Genomic DNA, 18,766 nt, shown 5'->3' on the forward strand with positions numbered 1-18,766 from the left:
TGAGCATTGTTAATATTTAGCATATGGCTCTTTACTGTGGTGGCTTCCACATACCTTTTTAAAAAGGTTTCTGGAAGCCTTTCTCTTGTAAAGCCAAATATGATTTCTATTGTTTATTATTATTCTTTCCTTATCTCCAGTTATATTGGCGGATTGTTAATAGCTTTAGGAATAGATGATTACTATATGATCAAAAGAATGGACCATGAGGAATATCGAATTATTGGTTTTATTTTATTGACACTATTAATGATTTTATTCCCACTAACTCAGTTAGTTGTAGGTAGAATTTTTGGGTTTAATGGGGAGCTAGAATTTAATAACTATCTACAAAAACCCGTTCGTACAAGTGTAGATAAGAATGAGCGTATCTTTAGATTGGCTTTTGGTGCTTTATCCGCTATATCTGTTTTAGCAGTTGCTTATACCTTATTGAAGACAGCGAATGTTCCTTTATTGGAGCTTTTAAAGGGGAATACATCAGAGCTTGCAAAGCTTAGAATTGATGCGAGTAGAGGCTTCAGCGGGAATGTGTATATTCGGAATATATTCGGTATCGCATTGACTCCAGTCCTTTCTATTATTGCATTTGTATATACTACGAAATCGAGAGCATTATATTGGAAAGTATTGTTCTTTGTTTTATTCATTTCATCCGTCCTAATCTCTACCTATGACTTAGCTAAGTCTCCCATTTTCTTTTATATCATCATGCTGCTTCTAGCTGGTGTATATACACAAAAGTTAAAGCTCAATTGGAAGAGAATAAGCGGTTATATTTTGGCGGGGAGTGCCTTGTTAATCGTTATGTATGTGGCTATTCAAGGGGTTACAGAGATTGAAAGCTTCTTGTCTCATAACTCTGGCCCAATTGGCAGGATTATACTGGCGCAAATTTCACCATTCTTTTTACATTTGGATACGTACTCACATTCTCTAAGCTTCTTAGAAGCAAAAGGCTTGCCTTCCTTTATTGCTGGAATTTTCGATATCGAGCAAGTACGATCAGCACGAATGGTAATGGAAAATGTATTTCCTGAAAACGTAGATAAGGGTACTGGTGGTGTTCTTAATACCATTTTCCTAGGTGAAGCCTTTGCTTCGTTTGGATATCTAGGTGTTATTATATCTATTATTTATATTGCAGTCGTTATACAGGTGTTATATATCATCTTTTTACGCTTACCGAAAACACCAGTGGTTATAGCATTGTTTGTTTACTTTACGATTAACCTTCCAAGAACACTTGTTGGAGGAGTAGCTGACTTTTTCTTTAACCCAGTGTGGATATTAATGACGGTAGTATTGGGTGGATTGTTTATTCTAGAACAGTACTTCCATATTATATGGACGTTCCTATTAAGCAAAGTACGAAAAAAAGGAGCACCACAATGAAAAATATTTTAATTTATTATCCTTTTACTCTTGCTACTAATCCGAAGAGTGGTTCAGCAATTCGCCCCGTTGAAATGATTAAGGCAATAGAAAAATATGCAACTGAAAATAATTTAGAAACTATTGTTATTTCAGGTACCTCTACAGAGAGACGTCAATTATGGAATAAGATGCTGGCTGAAAAGAAACAAGAGCAAACATTGTTTTGTTATTCAGAAAATCAAACGATTCCTTTATGGTTAACAGATCCGGGACATATTCCAAAAGACTGGATTATTGATAAGGATGTTTTTAAAACATTAAAGAGACTTCAAGTGCCAATAGGTGTTTTTTACCGAGATGTGTATTGGAAGTTCGATGAATTATATCCTTTAAAGGGTATTAAAAAAACGGTTATGAAGACTATTTATAGGATGGAAGAAAGATTCTATGAGAAGTATGTTCATACACTGTTTCTTCCAAGTGATGCTATGGGTAAATATGTAGCTATCAAAACTAACAAAATGGCTCTTCCACCGGGAGGTCGCTTTACCGAGTTGAATGACAACAATCGGGAAATGCAAAAACCGTTTAAAGGTATTTATGTAGGAGGCATTAATAACGAGGACTACGGCTTGCCGACACTCGTGGATGCTTATGCCCTGCTAAATAAAAACGAGGTGCTAGGTAAATTAGTTATTGTATGTCGAGAAGAAGAGTACACTCAGCTTAGTAACGAGGAAAAAGATAAGATTAAACAGCCATATATTGAGCTAAAGCATGTGAGTGGAGCTGAGCTTCAGTCATTATACGAGGAAGTAGACTTTGCTTTTATCCCTCGTAAAAGATCCACCTACAACGACTTTGCAGTTCCGATTAAATTAGTAGAATACTTAACGGCTAGCTTGCCTATTGTTGCAACGAATTGCTCTGCACAAGAAGACTTTATATTGTCGGGACCATACGGCGTAATAGCCGAGGATGATGCTGAGGGACTTGTGAAAGGTATGCTAGCTATTGAACCTGAATATTTACAGTTCAAACAAAATATTAATAAAAGCTTTTTACAGCAACATTCTTGGAATGCACGTGCTGAGCAGGCTGCACAAGCACTTATAGGAGGTAATAAAAAATGAAAATAGCTGTATTAGCTCCAAGTAAGTCTATTCATACACATAAATGGGCATTATTTTACCAATCAAAAGGTATAGATGTGAAGGTTTTTACATTTAAGGACCATTATTCTGAAGACAATGCAAATCAAGTACCTACGGAAATATTACCAAAAGTGTTACCTGGTAAAGCATCTTATATTGCAGCAGCGCCTGCTTTAAAGAAAATGCTAAAAGAGTGGAATCCAGACATTTTGCATTCTCATTTTATCTCCAGCTATGGATTGCTAGGTGCGATTGTGGATTATAAAGTACATTTTGTTTCCGTATGGGGCAAGGATATCTTTGATTTTCCAAAGAAGAACAAGCTAAATGAGAAGCTTGTGAGATTTACGTTAAGTAAAGCAACGGCTATCTGTTCAACAAGTCATATCATGGCTAAGGAAACGAATCTTTATACGAATCGTCCTGTGTATGTGACACCGTTTGGAGTGGATTTGGAGAAATTTTATCCGATAGAAACGAATGAAAGTAATGACAAAATCATTGTTGGAACGGTAAAAGCATTAGAGGACAAGTATGGAATCGCTGATTTGGTAAAAGGCTTCGCTAAGTTTCATAAAGAGTATCCAAATTCAGAGCTACTCATTACTGGGGATGGCCCTCAAAGAAAAGAATATGAAGAGTTAGCAGTACAGCTAGGTGTTTCTAATGTCACTACATTTACCGGAAAGGTTCCGAATACTGAGGTTCCTGCTATTATTCGTAGCATGTCTATTTTTGCAGTTCCTTCCACGGAGGATAGCGAAAGCTTTGGAGTAGCTGCAGTAGAAGCGATGGCTTGTGGCGTGCCGGTTGTCGTGTCGAATATTGGAGGATTACCGGAAGTAGTTGTAAAGGACGTTACTGGGATTGTCACTGATAAGGAAAGCCCAGATCAGCTGGCAGCTGCGTTTATCAAACTAGCTCAAAACAATGATTTGCGAATGGGTATGGGAAAAGCAGGAGTAGCTCATGTGAAAGAGAATTACAGCTGGGTTGATAACGCCAACTACATGCTATCATTGTACGAAAAATATACAGAGGCTTAAAAGTTTAAATTGCCTCTAATAGAAGAAAAGGTGAATTATATGATTAAGAAAGCAGTCATTCCTGCAGCGGGCTTTGGTACACGGTTTTTACCAGCTACAAAAGCATTGCCAAAAGAAATGCTTCCTATTGTAGACAAACCAAATTTACAATATATAATCGAAGAGGCTATTGCTTCTGGTATTGAGGATATAATTATCGTCACTGGACGAAACAAAAAATCTATGGAAGACCATTTTGATAAATCTATTGAGTTGGAGCTATTGCTTAAAAATACAGGCAAGCTTGAGTTATTAGAACAAGTAGAAAACATCTCTAACTTAGTGGATATTCATTACATGAGACAAAAAGAGCCACTTGGACTAGGACATGCGATTCTTTGTACTAAAAAGTTTATTGGTAACGAGCCATTCGCAGTATTGCTTCCAGATGACATCATCGACTCAGAAGTTCCAGCGCTTCAACAAATGATTGCCAAGTATGAGGAAGTACATAGCAGTATTTTAGGCGTAAATGAAGTTCCAAGTGAAGATGTAAACAAATATGGAATTGTCGATTATAGTGCAGCGGAAAACAACTTATACTCAGTTAAACGACTAGTAGAGAAGCCTGCTGTTGAAGATGCTCCTTCCAATCAGGCTATAGTTGGTCGCTATATCTTAACTCCTGGCATATTTGAAGAACTTGAAAAAGTACAGCCGGATGCAAAAGGTGAAATTCAGCTTACAGATGCTATTGATGCCTTACTGAAAAAAGAATCCATCTATTCTTATATGTTCGAAGGCAAGCGTTACGATGTTGGAGACAAGTTTGGATTTTTGCAAGCAACATTTGACTTTGCATTAAAGCGTGACGATTTAAAAGAACCATTACTTGCTTACTTGAAGAATAAATTGAAAGATTAAACGGTGATTGCGATGCGTATTGTATATTTATGTCAACATTTTCCACCAGAAACAGGTGCACCTCAAATTCGTGTGTATGAAGTAAGTAAGGAATTACTTGCTCAAGGACATGATATTCAGGTAGTAACCGCGTTTCCTCATCATCCACATGGAATTATTCCAGATGAATACAAAGGGAAAAAATATGAATTTGAAAAGTGGGATGACATCCCGGTTCACCGAACTTGGATTTATCCATCTAAAAAGGGCTCGTTTTGGAAACGCCTTATTTCCTATTTTTCATTTACCTTTAGTTCGTTCTTTGGGTTAATGAAAACAGGTAAAGTGGACGTTATTATTGTCAATTCTCCTCCGATCTTTCTAGGATTGACTGGGTTAATTGGGGCAAAACTAAAAGGAGCCAAGTTCGTTTTCAACGTAGCGGATGTTTGGCCAGAGTCGGCTGTTAAGCTTGGGCTTGTAAAAAATAAAATGTTTATTAAGCTTGCAGAAATTCTTGAATCCTTTCTTTATAAGCATTCCTGGAAAATCGCAACTGCCACGGATGGTATTAAATCGTACATCATTAACCACTCTCAGCCAGAGGAAAAAGTATTTGTATTACCTAATGGGGTTAATACAAAATTTTTCTATCCTCAGGAAAAGAATGAAGAGTATGTAGAAAAGTTTGGCCTACAGGGTAAGTTTGTTTTTGCCTACGGAGGAAACCTTGGATACGCTCAAGGGCTTGAGTTTATTTTGTATGCAGCGAAAAAAATGCAGGAAACTGTTCCACATGCTCACTTTCTTATTGCAGGAGCAGGACCAGAAGAAGAAAAGCTTCATAAGCTAAAAGAGGAGCTTGGTTTACAAAACACTACATTTTTAGGACATCTTCCTTTGAAGGAAATGCCAAAACTATTTTCAGTAACAGATGTAAGTATAGTTCCACTTCGTGACATACAATTATTTGAGGGCGCACGTCCATCGAAAATTTTCCCTGCAGCAGCATCTGGAGTACCAGTGCTATATTGTGGTAAAGGGGAAAGTGCAAAAATCATTACTGAAAATAATATAGGATTAGTAGCTCAACCAGAAAATGTTGACTCAATGTCTGAAAAAATGTTTGAATTTGTAGAAATGAAGGTAAATGATAGAAAAGCTATGGAAGAAAACGGTAGACGATTAGCAGAAGACGAATATAGCTGGACTACAATTGTAAATGACTTGTTACAAAATATTACTCAAAAGTAATATTCTTTACGATATACACCATCCGTTAAATTATGTATAATTGGTAAGATAAAATTTAAAAGTAAAGTAGGGAATTATTATGACTACTTCACGTCAAAACAAGAGAAAAAACAAGACGAGAAGAAAAATTTTATATACTGTACTGATCGTTGCGATGGTGTTATTGTCTGGAGTTATCGTATTTGCTACTAATTTGTCGTTTCAGACAAAGAACGCTGTTAACAAAATCTATGAGCCACTAGATCGTGAAAAGGAAGAACAAAACGAGGCAATAGAGAAGTTCGACAATGCGAAGGCAGAAGATTCAGCGTTTACTATTTTATTGGCCGGTATTGAGAATGAAGAAAAAGCTAAATACGGCCGTTCAGATGTGCTTTTAGTTGCAACAGTAAATCCTAAGACAAATAAGATATCCATGGTAAGTATTCCACGTGATACAAGAGTTTATATTCCTGACCTAGGGTATAACGATAAGATTAACCATTCCTACGCGAATGGTGGTATTAACTATACGATCAATACAATTGAAGAAATGTTAGATATTCCGATAGATTACTATGTTTCCACAGACTTCCAAGGCTTTGAAGATATCGTTGATACGGTAGGCGGAATCGATGTAGAGGTACCGTTTACATTTAAAGCACAGTTAACAGGTAGCTTAAAGTGGAAAACATACACAGAAGGTCCTATGGAACTTAACGGTAACGAAGCTCTTGCTTATGTACGTATGAGAAAAAGTGATCCGCAAGGTGACATTGGTCGTAATAATAGACAAAAGCAAGTAATTAAAGAAATAATTGATAAAGGCACGAGCATATCAAACATTACTAAAATAGATGATATGATTGAAGATATAGGAAATAACGTGAAAACGAATATTCCTTCTTCCGAATATCTTGGTCTAATTAAGACATACCAAAAGATTAAGTCTTCACCAATCGAGCAGCTTCAGCTTAAAGGGGTAGATGATACACGTAGAGGCGTCTATTATTTCATTCCAGATGAAGAAGGTTTAGAGGAACTTAGTGAGCAACTAAAACTAAACTTAAAAGATTTCGGTAATAATGCCCAAACTGATTCCAAAAAATCAACTAAAGTAACTGATTTAACAATTGGAGAGTAAAATGAGGAGTCCATATGGACTCCTCATTTTACTCTTTTTTCTATTCCCAGAGGAAATTTCACATCTATTAATACATTTGTTGGATTGTTTTCTATCATTTTCTGGATTAAAATGTAGAAAATACACGTTTTCAGGGAGGAAAAAATGAAAAAAGTAATCGCATCATCTGTTTTAGCAACTTCTGTCCTTTTGCCCATTAATCTTCTGACAAGTGATACAGTTCATACGTATGCTGCCTCGAACACAGCAATTGCGTCTACTCAACAATCTACGAAAGCTTTAATTACAAACAACAACGTCAATATAAGAAAAGGTGCTACAACTAGCTACAATAGCATTGGAAAAGTCCAAAATGGACAGCTAGTTACTATAATTGACCGCTTTACAAATGCTAGCGGTGAATTATGGTATAAAGTGAAAGCCGATTCTATGACCGGTTGGGTTATTAGTGATTATGTAAAAGAGGTTTCAAGTGCAGTAGGGGGGAATTCGACTGTTAATGGAAATTCTTATGTCGGTTCTTCACAAAAAATAGGGAAATCCGCAGCTAATATGAGAAGTGGAGCCACTACTTCCTATAAACTATTATCTACTATTCCAACTGGTACTTCTTTGAAAATTTTGGGCAGCTTTACAAATGCTCAAAAAGAGGTTTGGTTTAACGTAGAATATCAAGGGAAAAAGGGCTGGGTTCTTTCGGAATTATTTTTACTTAGTGCCACTAACGGAGAAACTGGTACCTCTATGAAGGTAGTAAATCAATCGACAGTCCATAAAGGGGCAACTAAAAGCTATGCCACAGTTGCTACTGTCAAAGCAGGCACTACATTAACTGTTCATCAAGAGTTTACAAATGCCGCCAAAGAAAAATGGATGCAAGTAACTTATGCAACAGGGAAAAAAGGGTGGATCCAAGCTACTGCTTTTGAAGAAGCAACAAGTGACTCTAAGACAGTTGTGAAAGCTTCTACTGTACATTCAGGGGCAACTAAAAGTTATAAAGTTGTGGCAACTATTAACGTAGGAACAAAGCTAGCAGTCCATCAGGAATTTACAAATGCTGCAAAAGAAAAATGGTATCAAGTAACTTATGCAACGGGCAAAAAAGGCTGGATATCTGGGGCAGCATTCGATAGTGTTTCTACTTCACCAGAAGCACCACCAACTGAAACACCGGGCAATGGACAAGTTATAGAACAAAATACGAATCTAGTAGTTTCTGTTTCTGTAGCGAATATGCGTTCAGGCCCTAATATGTCTTATGACGTTGTTACTCAATCTAGATTAAACGACTCTTTTATCTCTACCCATTATGCATTAGATACAAACAATGAAAAGTGGTACAAGGTTGGCACAACTAGTGGGGAAGCTTGGCTTCATGAATCTGTAGTAAACGTTGTAGATAGCACGATAGAGCCCCCAGTAGTCACTCCTGGCAATGGAGAAACTGGAACTATTAAACGATTTAATGCTTTAGTTTATGCAGACAGTAAGTTCAATTCCGCCGTATTAAAGGGGCTCCCTATAAATACAGCTTTTACTGTGCTAAATAAAGTGAACGGTACAGATGGGACTAATTGGTTACATATTAAAGCAGGAGCAGTAGAGGGTTGGATTCCTGACTTTGAGGTAAGTGATAATATTCCTACAAAATACGCAACAAAAGCGTCTACTGTATTCAGCAGTGCAAGTGCAACGTCTAAAAAGGTAGAGTCTGTCACAGCAAGCTCGCCTTTAAGAATTTTACGTTCTTTAAATAGCTGGTTGAACGTTGAAACACAAAGTGGTAAACGTGGTTGGATTCAAGCATCTTTAGTATCCGATGCATCACCAGTATCCCTTATTAATGGAAGAACTGAAGTACGTAACGGACAAAATTATTTAGTATGGACTAAACCTACTAATTTTAAGATAACTTATACAATGCCATCTGCAAATGTATTAAAAATTAACGGTAATCTATCTAGTATTAATACAATTGCTTCCGGATTAAAGGGAGTAAAAAGTATGAAGGTAGATCAAGTATCTGGCGGTACCTCTGTATTAACTGTTACCTTTGATCCTAACTATACTTATACAATAAGAGATTACGATAAAGAGTTAACGATTAAGGTAGTTGCAAAGGGCTTAGCTGGGAAGAAAATAATTATTGATGCTGGTCACGGAGCGAAAGACCCGGGAGCAGTGGGTCCTAAAGGTACTCGCGAGAAGGATGTTAACCTTGGTACAGCTAAATTCTTGAAGGCAGAGCTAGAGGCTGCTGGAGCAATAGTAACTTTAACACGTAGTACGGATGTATTTTTAGAGCTAAAAGAAAGAACTGATATTGCTAATGCTTCAGATTATGATGCATTTATCAGTATCCATTCGGATTCATTCTCATCTACATCTAAAGGAACTACTACTTATTACAATACGTCAGTTAACTTTAACGGTCCAAAGAGTTTTACACTAGCGAAGAGCGTCCAAGCAAATCTAGTGAAAGAAGTTGGAACATATAATCGAGGCGTGAAGCAGCAAACATTCTATGTTAACCGAATGAATGAGATTCCTTCCGTGTTAGTGGAGCTAGCTTTTATCTCTAACCCTTCTGAAGAGGCATTATTAGCTTCCGATGCTTTCCGTAAAAAAGCAGCAGTAGGTATTCGTAAAGGATTACAAGACTTCTTTAATCAATAATTGTTAAGTAATAGGGAATTATGCCGATAAATATCCTAGGAGTGATTCCTAGGACATATCGGCCATTTTTTTGGATAAATTCTTTGTCGAAATATTGGGTCATTAGTCATTAGTCATTTCTAGCGATAAAACAATAAAAGATAGGAAGGAAGAAAAAAATGAAAAAGAAAATACTAACAACGATTGGTGTTGTATTAGGCTTAAGCTTTCTAATTGCAATTAATACACCAGCCTCTACAAAGGCAAATTCTAATCTACTATTAGCTTCGGTTGATTGGGTGCAATCTCAATTGAATCCGTTAAATTCAAAAGTAACAACTTTAGAAAAGAAGGTTGCTGAACAGGACGCTATGATTAAGCAACTGCAAAAAGCAGTTTCAGAGGGTGGCACAGTAATTCCGCCAATTCCATCAACGCCTGACACACCTACACCTGGGACATTACCTTCAGTTGTATATACAAATACTGGCAGCGTGAAGGTTCATAGCGGAGCTACACGTAACTACAAGGTGCTTGCAACATTTACAGCTAACAAATCATTAAATGTAATTGATCAGCATGGTACAGGCGCAAATCTTTGGTACCGAGTAGAAGTATCTTCAACTGTAAAAGGGTGGGTACATTCTGGAGACGTTACAACAACAAAGCCAAGTAATGTAACACCAAGCGCTGTCATTGCAAAAGAAGCAGTAAACATTCGTAAAGGCGCTACAACTAGCTATGCTTCTATCGAACTAGTAGTAAAAGGAACTTCTTTAAAATACATAAGTTCTTTTAAAAATGCAAAAGGTGAAACGTGGTACAATGTTCAATCCCCAAAAGGAAACAAAGGTTGGGTACTAAGTACGTTAACTGAGGTGAGATAATTGAATAAAAAATTTGTAGCAGTATTAGCGGCTGTTTCTTTGAGCTTTGCGTCAGCTAATACAGCACTTGCATACAAGCAAGAGACCTATTCGAAGCAAATCCAGGTCGAGGTACACAATACCTTTACAACTTCTTTGACTTTAAATGGTGTATATAAGTTAGAAAATCTTACAACTAAAGAAATGTTCTTTGCAATGCCCAATACACCTATAACATTTTCCCAAGTCAATGGAGAGGTTTCCATTTATCAAATGGGGGCAACTATGTACTCCTCCCAAGGCTATGCCTTACATGCTGTGACAGGAAATGAAAAAATAGTTGTTTTTAGAGCTCCTGTTGAAGGCAGAAAGGGTGCAACGGCTGATTATGCGGTTGTAAAATCCTATCAACCGTTCCAAGGGGCAAAATATGTAACGGAGTTTACTAATGGGAATGGAGAGCTTTGGTACTCCATTACGGACGAACAAGGGGTATCCTCTTGGGTCCCTGCTAAAGATGCAACTTTATCATCTGTTGTCTCTCAGCCACTTGGTAAGACACCAAACGGCACGCAATATAGAGGAAGCTTCAATGTAGTGAAATCCGGATCCAATGTACAAATTGTGAATAGACTGGATTTAGAAAACTACTTAAAGGGAGTTATTCCAAATGAGTCTCCTGCCTCGTGGCATTTAGAAGCGCTAAAAGCTCAAACGGTAGCAGCTCGTAGCTACACGCTAAGCAAAGCTGGTATCTTAAGTAGCACGACGAAGGATCAAATGTATAAAGGCTATTCATCCGAGCACAAAAACTCAAATGCAGCAGTAGATGCTACGAGTGATTTAGTAGTTAAATATAAAGGTAAACTTGTACAGGCTTACTATTATTCTACTAGTGGTGGAAGAACAGCGAATATTGGTGATGTCTGGAATTCTACACAGGTACCACAATTTGTATCAGTCGATGATTCGATTGAACAATCTCCTTACAAAAACTGGTCTGTACAAATTCCAGTATCTAATATTTTGACGAAGTTTGGTTTTAGACCGACTGATCAGCTATTGGATATTAAGCTGACAAAAGGTGGAGCAAATGGTGAAGTAACAGCCGTAACAGCTGTAACCTCGGCAGGAGAGAAAACTATTACAGGAAATGAAACAGTAATGCGTAATGTTTTCTTAGATGCAAGCAACAAATCCTTGAAGTCAAGCTGGTTTGACGTTGCATTTACAAAACCAACTGGTGGGGGAGTAAATGATATTACTGTTCAACAGGCTAATGGTACAGTTCCTGTGGATTCACTAACTGGTGTTTCGGTTCAAACAGCTAACGGTATTGTAACGATTCCAGAAGGATCAGTAAGCATCCAAACTAGCAGCGGTACTGTGAACACAGATACTGTACAAACGGGCATTCAATCGGTGACAGTCAACGGGAAAGGCTACGGACATCGTATCGGTATGAGTCAATATGGTGCCAAAGCACGAGCAGAGGCTGGCTGGACATACGATCGCATACTCAAGCATTACTATCAGGGCGTAACGATTGAAAAATATTAAAAACGAAAAAAGCAAGAACGTAGAGGAATCAACGTTCTTGCTTTTTTATTTCAAAATGAATAAGAATGAGACTATGCAACGCTTAGGGGTTGATTAAACTTCAATGTGGGGGACAATACTATGCTAATTTGCCATATTATATAGAGTTTACCCCTGATATGACAACTTTAGATTTTGTAATCTCTAACATAAAAGTATTATTATCTTTAAGAATTTACTTATTCTTCGATTGTAGCGGCAGGCGGCGACTCCAACGGGATGAGTGAGACAGATAAGACATCACAACCACGCGCGTTAGCGATGGGTGATGGCTTATCGCTCACCCCGTGGAAAGCGTCCGCCTAAAGCGAAAATCGGCTATTTCTAATTTGTGATTCTATAAATTATCCTACTGTTTCGGACAAGAAATATGATAAGAGTTCTACTAGTCTTCGCTTACATCCTTTTTATCCCACAAGCTAAACAATAAATATATTGCAGCTGTAGCAATAGCGAAAATTACAGCTCCCGTTACGGGCAAGTAGATGGAATCTAGGAAAAACGAAACGGCCATAATGAGTATAAATGATACAATCGTATAACTAAAAAATTTATGGAACTTCTGATGATTTTCAGATTTACCTTCAATCAAAGCATCCACAAACATAATTATGACGAACTCAATAACTCCATATATGATAATCAACCAAATTAGATTCGACCAATGATCATATTGAATGCCAACTAGCAATAGGACTCCAATTTCTGCTGCCATAGAGACAATAAGTGTGCCAAGAACACCAACTATTACTATTAATATACCAAATGCGGTTCCTAAATTTTTTTTCATATAATTTCCCTCGTTATTCGTGATGTCATTTAAAAAGAGTGTAGACAAAGCCAAAATACGAGACTTTGTCTACACTCTACTAGCTATTAAGGCTTTATAAAATTTTGAGTGTAATAAGGAATGGAGCCATGTGTCCATTTCACAAAGTAGACACCCACTCCTACATGGGTGTAGGCAGTGTTTATTACATTTTTTCGATGACCTAGTGAATTCATTAATGCTTCATGAGCAAAATATGGATCCGTGTATCCCATCGCAATATTTTCTCCGGCATTTCTAAATTGTACGCCGCCTTTTTCTAAACGGTCAAAAGGTGACTCACCTTTAAGATTATTATGATTAAAATAATCGTTCTTGCCCATATCCGCACTATGCTTGCGCGCTACATCTGCTGCCTTTGGAGCCGATTGTAAAACTTGAACGCCATGAGCTTTTCTTTCTGCATTGATTAAATCAAATAAAAGATTCTCGTAGCCTGTTTCTAGTGTTGTAGACTTTTTGGGATATAAATTTGGATTATTGTTTATTAGTTGGTAGTCTACTAAGTAAATAGCTGAGATTTTATTGTCGTTATGGACGTCTATGAAGAAGTTTGCTTCATATTTTGGTGTAGAGTAAGTAATAATCTCTACTGGGTACGTATTTCCACTTGTTTCATAGCTTTTACCAAATTTATTCTCGAGCTGACTGATTGTATTGGAAACGGAAATTCCGTTAACTTGAAAGCTTTTATCCTTTGTATATAAAGAAGATATTTTATTGCTAAGTGTACTGATCGCATAAAATTTGTCGTAATTGTTATGGTATATCCCAGTAATTGCTCCAAATTCGTTAGCGACAGTTTTCTTCGCAGCACCGAGCTTATTAGTGACTGTTGAAATGGAATCGCCAATCATAAAAGAAGTGGTCGGAGCAGGTGTGCAATTTAATTGACTAAGTTTAGATTTAGATGGTGTTTGATAAATAATCGATGCATCGTCCTTAATCACTAATCCGCCACCAAGGTGATAATATGTTGACTTGTTAGCATAGACTCGATAATTATCTCCAGGCTTTACTGTTCGGAATGGTTCAAAGTTGCCATTATTGTTTTTATAAATCGTTGTCGGCTGTTGGATAAGCACTCTACCAATCTGTCCTTTTTTCAGCTCAACGCCATCCCAAGTGACTTTATCTGGACAATCAGCTGCAAAAGTAATTGCAGGAGCAATACTTAAGCCGAATAGTAACACGAGTAAAATTGAAAATTTTTTCATCTTTTTCCATCACTCCTCTACCTAATTATAAATCAAACGACATCAAACTCCAAAAATACTTTTTCGACAATGTCGATTTTTGCTTGGCCGTTTGTTATTTCTGTTACCCACTCTAAAAATTTTAACTCATCTTCGGCTTTGGTGTATACATATATTTCCACTAAATCTGCGTAAGCAATATCCTTTAGAGGATAGGCTGAGTTTCTAATTTCATTTTCAACTTTTCCTAGCCATGTATAATCTATAGAAATTTTCATTAAATGATGGAGCTGACATTCTACTTCTCCCGCTGCCTCGATGCCTTCCGTAGTCGCTTTACTATATGCCCGAATTAGCCCGCCACCCCCAAGCTTAATGCCTCCAAAGTACCGTGTAACTACTACGACAGTATCTTTAAGTGCTCTTTTCTTAAGGACTTCAAGCATCGGAACCCCAGCAGTACCACTTGGTTCGCCATCATCATTCGCTTTTTGAATGTGATCATGCTCGCCAATTATGTATGCAGAACAGTTATGATTAGCATCTTTATGCTTTTGTTTGATACTATTAATAAAATCTTGTGCTTCTTCTTCTGTCTCAGCTCGTTGTATATAAGTTATAAATCGGGACTTTTGAATAATAATTTCACTTTGTGCGTATCCCTTAATTGTTTGATAATTGTTTCTCATAATAAATTTCCCTCCTAAATGCTTTGAAACATACTTGTAAACTAATTTTAATTTAATTTTAGTTAATTAGTGCTATAATAGAATTTGTCAGTAAAAATGAATGAAGACTCATGTTAAATGTCTAAAGGAGAAAAAACAGATGACGAACAAGAATCTTGAATTGCAATCGTTAGATGTTATTTTCGATCGAATGGTCGAAGTAATGGATCATTCGAAAAAGGATATATTTATTATAAGCGAACAAAGTCGTCAAAGCTTCGAGGAAATGAAAGTTGAGTTAGAAATAATTCGCGGAAGCATTGAGGCTGTCATTCTGGAAGGAGACTCGCTTGAGGCAAAGTCGAGACTTGCTCGTAATAGATTAGCAGAGGTTTCGAAGAATTTTAACTCATACGATGAACCGCAAGTACGTAGCGCTTACGAAAATGCAAATGAGCTTCAAATTAATCTTTTAATCAAACGTAATGAAGAAAAACAACTGAGACAGCGTAGAGATGAACTAGAAAGAAGGTTGCAAGGACTATTAGAAATGATAGAACGTGCAGACCAGCTTGTCAATCAAGTCAACATTGTCATCAACTATCTTACTTCAGATTTAAAGGAAGTGGGAGAAGCACTTGAAAACGCAAAAATTAAACAGGATTTTACACTGAAAATTATTGAAGCACAAGAAGAAGAAAGAAAACGCCTTTCACGAGAAATCCATGATGGTCCTGCCCAAATGCTAGCAAACGTGTTACTAAGAACTGATTTAATCAATCTTACGTATCAGCAGCGTGGTGGAGAAGAGGCCATGAAGGAAATTATCGAATTGAAGAGCACTGTGCGCGAAGCACTTTCGGAGGTACGTCGCATTATTTATGACTTACGCCCAATGGCCCTAGATGACCTAGGTTTAATCCCGACGCTCCGAAAATACATTGCCACTACGGGAGAATACAATCCCACAAAGAAAATACATTTTCAAACATATGGAGAAGAAATACGAATTCAGCCTAAATTTGAAGTAGCCATTTTCCGTTTAATCCAAGAATGTCTGACGAACGGACTAAAACACGGTCAGTTTTCCGAAGCATGGGTGAAGGTAGAATGGGTGAAACATAAGATGAACATTATCGTAAAGGATAATGGAATCGGTTTTGATCCAAAAGTGGTAAAAGAAAAATCATTCGGCTTGATCGGTATGCAAGAGAGAGTCGATTTACTAGAGGGTTCGATGAAAATTTTATCGACCCCAGGAAATGGAACTACTATTTTGTTTAGTATTCCAATAAATGAGGAATAGAAACTATAGCTGTTTTTTTAATAGGAGGAAATGACCAATGACAAAAATTATCATTATAGATGATCACCAACTTTTCCGTGAGGGAGTAAAGAGAATACTAGACTTTGAAGATTCATTTGAAGTAGTAGCAGAAGGTAGCGACGGCAACGACGTTCTACGCTTATATGAGCAAAACTTACCAGACGTAGTGTTAATGGACATCAACATGCCAACCAAAAACGGCGTAGACGCTACAGAAGAACTAATCGAAAAATTCCCTGAAGCAAAAGTAATCATGCTTTCTATCCATGATGATGAATCTTACGTATCTCACGCATTGAAAACTGGTGCATTAGGCTATATGTTAAAAGAAATGGATGCTGTGGCAATCGTTTCAGCGATTAAAGTAGTAGCTAAAGGCGGCTCTTACTTACATCCAAAAGTAACTCGTAATCTAGTATCAGAATTCCGTCGTCTAAGTGAACGCGAAAACAAAGGAAACTTCCACCAAACGGAAATCCGTCGCCCATTCCACTTATTAACGAAGCGCGAATGCGAAGTACTACAATTACTAACTGACGGACAAAGCAACCGTACAATTGGAGAAACACTATTCATCTCCGAAAAAACAGTTAAAAACCATGTATCCAGCATTCTTCAAAAAATGAACGTAAACGACCGTACCCAAGCCGTAGTAACCGGCATTAAAAACGGTTGGGTTGAAGTTCGATAATACTATAATAGATTAATATAGTGTGTAATATGTATGCCCCTCCAGTTATTTTTTGGAGGGGTTTTTGGTTTTGGGGAAACAGAATTTATAGGGCACAGGTAAGAACCTTGCGGAAACGGGAGACAACCTTGCAGAGATGAGTGAGAACCTTGCGGAGATGAGTGAGAACCTTGCAGAGATGGAGTCAAACCTTGCAGAGACGAGCACAAACCTTGCACAAACGAAAAAACCTTGCGAAGACGGGTTAGAACCTTGCGGAGATGAGTGGGAACCTTGCAGAGATGACGCCAAACCTTGCAGAGACAAGTACAAACCTTGCACAAACACAAAACCTAGGTGATGCCCTAATAATTGCTCGCTCCCCATCTTATTCTTTCCAAACAAAATATCTTTTCCGACCATTTTCATGGCCTTCTATATTTGTAAAACTATTTAATAACCTCGATGCTGTATAGGGAGAGTTTACTAAACAAAAATGTTGGAAATCTTTAACGGTCATTCTGGATTTCACTAGTAAAAAGTATTCTCTAATTGCAGCCTTATGAGCCCCTCGATCAGTCTTCCCACACTTCCCACATTTCCAGGTAGAGTATTGTCGCTGCATCCCCAAAACCCCACACCTTGGACACTCGACTCCACGCACCAAATCTCCCGGATCAATTCGATAATATTCGCATAACGGAGGCATGACATATGGTGATAGACTTCTCTCGATTAAAGAAACAATCTCATTAAACTTACCCAGTTTAATTGGCTCGCTCAAGCCGTTGCTATGCATTTGATAGATTCTCTCGATCATGCTTTCTAGTTTGAAAATTGGATAGTTGGAGGGCTTTTCGCGGATGCGACTGGACTTGGCGGTCATGATGATGGCGCCGGTCACTTTCATGGTGGGACACACATTTCGTAGAAATTCTTTTAGGAAGCGGATATTACGCGTTAATTGAAAATAGGGATTGGGGAAGGGAGTTTCAATTCCATCTACTTCTTTATAAAACTCTTCGTCTTTAAAATACAAATTGCCGTTCATGTTTTTGGATTCAATCACCATACAACAGCGGTCGCTCACTATTAAGCAATCAATCTGTATTTTCCATTCATCCAACAGTAAACCAACATTCGAAAATACATGATAGTTCCCGATTAATCTTAATTCCTCGAGCTTACCAAGTAACCGATCTTCACCGCGCTCACCGGCTTCACTTCGTCTTATATCTTCGGTGACGAACATAAATTGCTCATGCTCAAATGACAATCTTTTTAATAAAATCTTCTGTGTTGGGTACAATAAACTTATTCACCTCCATTCTACATATATCTTACTTCAAACGTCTGAAAATTTCATTATTTTGAATATCGAAACTTATTCGTTGAGTTTTCGTCCTAACTATGACAAAATAACCAACAGCAGGAGGGAAACAGATGAGACTTATAATACAAGGACTTACTCTTGCGGCACTTACACTAGTACTTGCTGCATGTAACGATAAAGAAGAAGTAAATTCAGAGGCGGGATCTGTAAATGATGGTGCTCCATCACAGTCAGAATCAGCACTAGATCATGGTGTTAAGGACAAATCAGACGTAGGCTTCGAAATGTCTTCTGACGGCAATGTGGAAGAAGCAACGAATGTCCCTGAAAAGGAAAAAACTGCAGTATTAAATGCATTCAACGAATATATAGAAGCATTTAACGAAGAGGATATCGACCGTTATTTGAGTGTAATCTCTAAAAAACCAGAGGGCTTCAACTATGAGGACGATAAAAAGATGGTAATCGAAACCTTCGAAAATTATGATACGGTGCGTACAGCCGAAGATGTGACGATTATCGAATATAATGATAAAGAAGCGCAGGTTTACTCTAATCTTCATATTGCCCTTCATGAGCCAGGGTCAGGCGCAAAGCTTGATCGAAATGGTCGCCAGGTGACTGTTTTTGCGAAGGAAGAAGGCAAATGGTTGGTAACAAGTGTCTATTTCATAGGCGAAACATCTGAATAATGAACTACTTCCCCAACGTATATGATAAATATCATGGTTGGGGTCTTTTTATGCTTTCTTTTCCTATCCAGATTAAGTAAACTAGAGTTAGG

At 37.6% G+C, this 18,766-nt stretch carries 17 protein-coding genes; 13 read left to right on the forward strand and 4 right to left on the reverse strand.

Translation table 11 applies throughout. The features are described from left to right. Positions 1 to 99 precede the first annotated feature (99 nt). The 9 genes from M3627_RS01770 to M3627_RS01810 all read left to right on the forward strand — a co-directional run bounded on the left by M3627_RS01770 (position 100) and on the right by M3627_RS01810 (position 11,920). A complete protein-coding gene (locus tag M3627_RS01770; protein ID WP_251552751.1) occupies positions 100 to 1,395 on the forward strand; it encodes an O-antigen polymerase in 1,296 nt (431 codons plus the stop codon). Continuing rightward, a complete protein-coding gene (locus tag M3627_RS01775; RefSeq protein ID WP_251552752.1) occupies positions 1,392 to 2,510 on the forward strand; it encodes a glycosyltransferase in 1,119 nt (372 codons plus the stop codon). Before M3627_RS01770 ends, M3627_RS01775 begins: the two co-directional genes overlap by 4 nt. Continuing rightward, on the forward strand, positions 2,507 to 3,577 hold the full coding sequence (locus M3627_RS01780; protein WP_251552754.1) for a glycosyltransferase: 1,071 nt from the start codon (positions 2,507 to 2,509) through the stop codon (positions 3,575 to 3,577). The genes M3627_RS01775 and M3627_RS01780 overlap by 4 nt, the downstream gene beginning before the upstream one ends. 39 nt (positions 3,578 to 3,616) lie before the next feature. Further along, positions 3,617 to 4,480, forward strand: coding sequence for a UTP--glucose-1-phosphate uridylyltransferase GalU (gene galU / locus M3627_RS01785; protein ID WP_169358801.1), 864 nt, complete (start codon positions 3,617 to 3,619; stop codon positions 4,478 to 4,480). 12 nt (positions 4,481 to 4,492) lie between these two features. After that, positions 4,493 to 5,713 (forward strand): glycosyltransferase family 4 protein, encoded by a 1,221-nt coding sequence (locus tag M3627_RS01790; RefSeq protein ID WP_251552756.1) that lies wholly within the window; start codon positions 4,493 to 4,495, stop codon positions 5,711 to 5,713. A gap of 79 nt (positions 5,714 to 5,792) precedes the next feature. Continuing rightward, a complete protein-coding gene (locus M3627_RS01795) occupies positions 5,793 to 6,836 on the forward strand; it encodes an LCP family protein (RefSeq protein ID WP_251552758.1) in 1,044 nt (347 codons plus the stop codon). 144 nt (positions 6,837 to 6,980) lie between these two features. After that, positions 6,981 to 9,515, forward strand: a complete 2,535-nt coding sequence (locus M3627_RS01800; protein WP_251552759.1) for an N-acetylmuramoyl-L-alanine amidase — start codon at positions 6,981 to 6,983, stop codon at positions 9,513 to 9,515. A 158-nt stretch (positions 9,516 to 9,673) separates the two neighbouring features. Further along, complete coding sequence (locus M3627_RS01805) at positions 9,674 to 10,381, forward strand: SH3 domain-containing protein (RefSeq protein WP_251552760.1); 708 nt, start codon at positions 9,674 to 9,676, stop codon at positions 10,379 to 10,381. Further along, entirely contained in the window at positions 10,382 to 11,920 is a 1,539-nt protein-coding gene (locus M3627_RS01810; RefSeq protein ID WP_251552761.1) for a SpoIID/LytB domain-containing protein, read from the forward strand. It begins immediately after the preceding gene. A 424-nt stretch (positions 11,921 to 12,344) separates the two neighbouring features. Here the strand turns inward: M3627_RS01810 and M3627_RS01815 are convergent, their stop codons facing one another. The 3 genes from M3627_RS01815 to M3627_RS01825 all read right to left on the reverse strand — a co-directional run bounded on the left by M3627_RS01815 (position 12,345) and on the right by M3627_RS01825 (position 14,673). After that, positions 12,345 to 12,749, reverse strand: a complete 405-nt coding sequence (locus M3627_RS01815) for a histidine kinase (protein WP_251552762.1) — start codon at positions 12,747 to 12,749, stop codon at positions 12,345 to 12,347. 86 nt (positions 12,750 to 12,835) lie between these two features. Continuing rightward, positions 12,836 to 14,005 carry a CAP domain-containing protein gene (locus M3627_RS01820; RefSeq protein WP_251552763.1) on the reverse strand — a complete coding sequence of 390 codons (1,170 nt, stop codon included), beginning with the start codon at positions 14,003 to 14,005 and terminating at the stop codon, positions 12,836 to 12,838. Between the two features lie 32 nt (positions 14,006 to 14,037). Continuing rightward, the gene (locus tag M3627_RS01825) at positions 14,038 to 14,673 is read right to left on the reverse strand and encodes a YigZ family protein (protein WP_251552764.1); all 636 of its coding nucleotides are present in this window, start codon (positions 14,671 to 14,673) and stop codon (positions 14,038 to 14,040) included. 139 nt (positions 14,674 to 14,812) lie between these two features. On the opposite strand from M3627_RS01825, the gene M3627_RS01830 reads away from it, so the two are divergent. The 3 genes from M3627_RS01830 (at position 14,813) to M3627_RS01840 (ending at position 17,010) form a co-directional block, all read left to right on the forward strand. Beyond that, positions 14,813 to 15,958, forward strand: a complete 1,146-nt coding sequence (locus M3627_RS01830) for a sensor histidine kinase (RefSeq protein ID WP_169358809.1) — start codon at positions 14,813 to 14,815, stop codon at positions 15,956 to 15,958. 37 nt (positions 15,959 to 15,995) lie between these two features. Next, the gene (locus M3627_RS01835) at positions 15,996 to 16,670 is read left to right on the forward strand and encodes a response regulator (RefSeq protein ID WP_251552765.1); all 675 of its coding nucleotides are present in this window, start codon (positions 15,996 to 15,998) and stop codon (positions 16,668 to 16,670) included. Positions 16,671 to 16,806: 136 nt separating this feature from the next. Next, on the forward strand, positions 16,807 to 17,010 hold the full coding sequence (locus M3627_RS01840; RefSeq protein ID WP_251552766.1) for a hypothetical protein: 204 nt from the start codon (positions 16,807 to 16,809) through the stop codon (positions 17,008 to 17,010). 27 nt (positions 17,011 to 17,037) lie between these two features. Here M3627_RS01840 and M3627_RS01845 read toward each other — a convergent pair whose 3' ends face one another. Continuing rightward, positions 17,038 to 17,958, reverse strand: a complete 921-nt coding sequence (locus M3627_RS01845; RefSeq protein ID WP_251552767.1) for an NERD domain-containing protein — start codon at positions 17,956 to 17,958, stop codon at positions 17,038 to 17,040. A gap of 134 nt (positions 17,959 to 18,092) precedes the next feature. Here M3627_RS01845 and M3627_RS01850 point away from each other — a divergent pair, with 134 nt between their 5' ends. Further along, the gene (locus M3627_RS01850; RefSeq protein WP_251552768.1) at positions 18,093 to 18,674 is read left to right on the forward strand and encodes a nuclear transport factor 2 family protein; all 582 of its coding nucleotides are present in this window, start codon (positions 18,093 to 18,095) and stop codon (positions 18,672 to 18,674) included. Positions 18,675 to 18,766 lie beyond the last annotated feature (92 nt).

This window comes from Psychrobacillus sp. MER TA 171 (genome assembly GCF_023713305.1).
GTDB lineage: Bacteria > Bacillota > Bacilli > Bacillales_A > Planococcaceae > Psychrobacillus.

What these genes read in the sequence shown, in the direction of transcription:
- M3627_RS01770 (WP_251552751.1), top strand. Translation starts at nt 100, where the DNA reads ATGATTTCTATTGTTTATTATTATTCTTTCCTTATCTCCAGTTATATT.
- M3627_RS01775 (WP_251552752.1), top strand. Translation starts at nt 1,392, where the DNA reads ATGAAAAATATTTTAATTTATTATCCTTTTACTCTTGCTACTAATCCG.
- M3627_RS01780 (WP_251552754.1), top strand. Translation starts at nt 2,507, where the DNA reads ATGAAAATAGCTGTATTAGCTCCAAGTAAGTCTATTCATACACATAAA.
- galU (WP_169358801.1), top strand. Translation starts at nt 3,617, where the DNA reads ATGATTAAGAAAGCAGTCATTCCTGCAGCGGGCTTTGGTACACGGTTT.
- M3627_RS01790 (WP_251552756.1), top strand. Translation starts at nt 4,493, where the DNA reads ATGCGTATTGTATATTTATGTCAACATTTTCCACCAGAAACAGGTGCA.
- M3627_RS01795 (WP_251552758.1), top strand. Translation starts at nt 5,793, where the DNA reads ATGACTACTTCACGTCAAAACAAGAGAAAAAACAAGACGAGAAGAAAA.
- M3627_RS01800 (WP_251552759.1), top strand. Translation starts at nt 6,981, where the DNA reads ATGAAAAAAGTAATCGCATCATCTGTTTTAGCAACTTCTGTCCTTTTG.
- M3627_RS01805 (WP_251552760.1), top strand. Translation starts at nt 9,674, where the DNA reads ATGAAAAAGAAAATACTAACAACGATTGGTGTTGTATTAGGCTTAAGC.
- M3627_RS01815 (WP_251552762.1), bottom strand. Translation starts at nt 12,749, where the DNA reads ATGAAAAAAAATTTAGGAACCGCATTTGGTATATTAATAGTAATAGTT.
- M3627_RS01820 (WP_251552763.1), bottom strand. Translation starts at nt 14,005, where the DNA reads ATGAAAAAATTTTCAATTTTACTCGTGTTACTATTCGGCTTAAGTATT.
- M3627_RS01825 (WP_251552764.1), bottom strand. Translation starts at nt 14,673, where the DNA reads ATGAGAAACAATTATCAAACAATTAAGGGATACGCACAAAGTGAAATT.
- M3627_RS01830 (WP_169358809.1), top strand. Translation starts at nt 14,813, where the DNA reads ATGACGAACAAGAATCTTGAATTGCAATCGTTAGATGTTATTTTCGAT.
- M3627_RS01835 (WP_251552765.1), top strand. Translation starts at nt 15,996, where the DNA reads ATGACAAAAATTATCATTATAGATGATCACCAACTTTTCCGTGAGGGA.
- M3627_RS01840 (WP_251552766.1), top strand. Translation starts at nt 16,807, where the DNA reads ATGAGTGAGAACCTTGCGGAGATGAGTGAGAACCTTGCAGAGATGGAG.
- M3627_RS01850 (WP_251552768.1), top strand. Translation starts at nt 18,093, where the DNA reads ATGAGACTTATAATACAAGGACTTACTCTTGCGGCACTTACACTAGTA.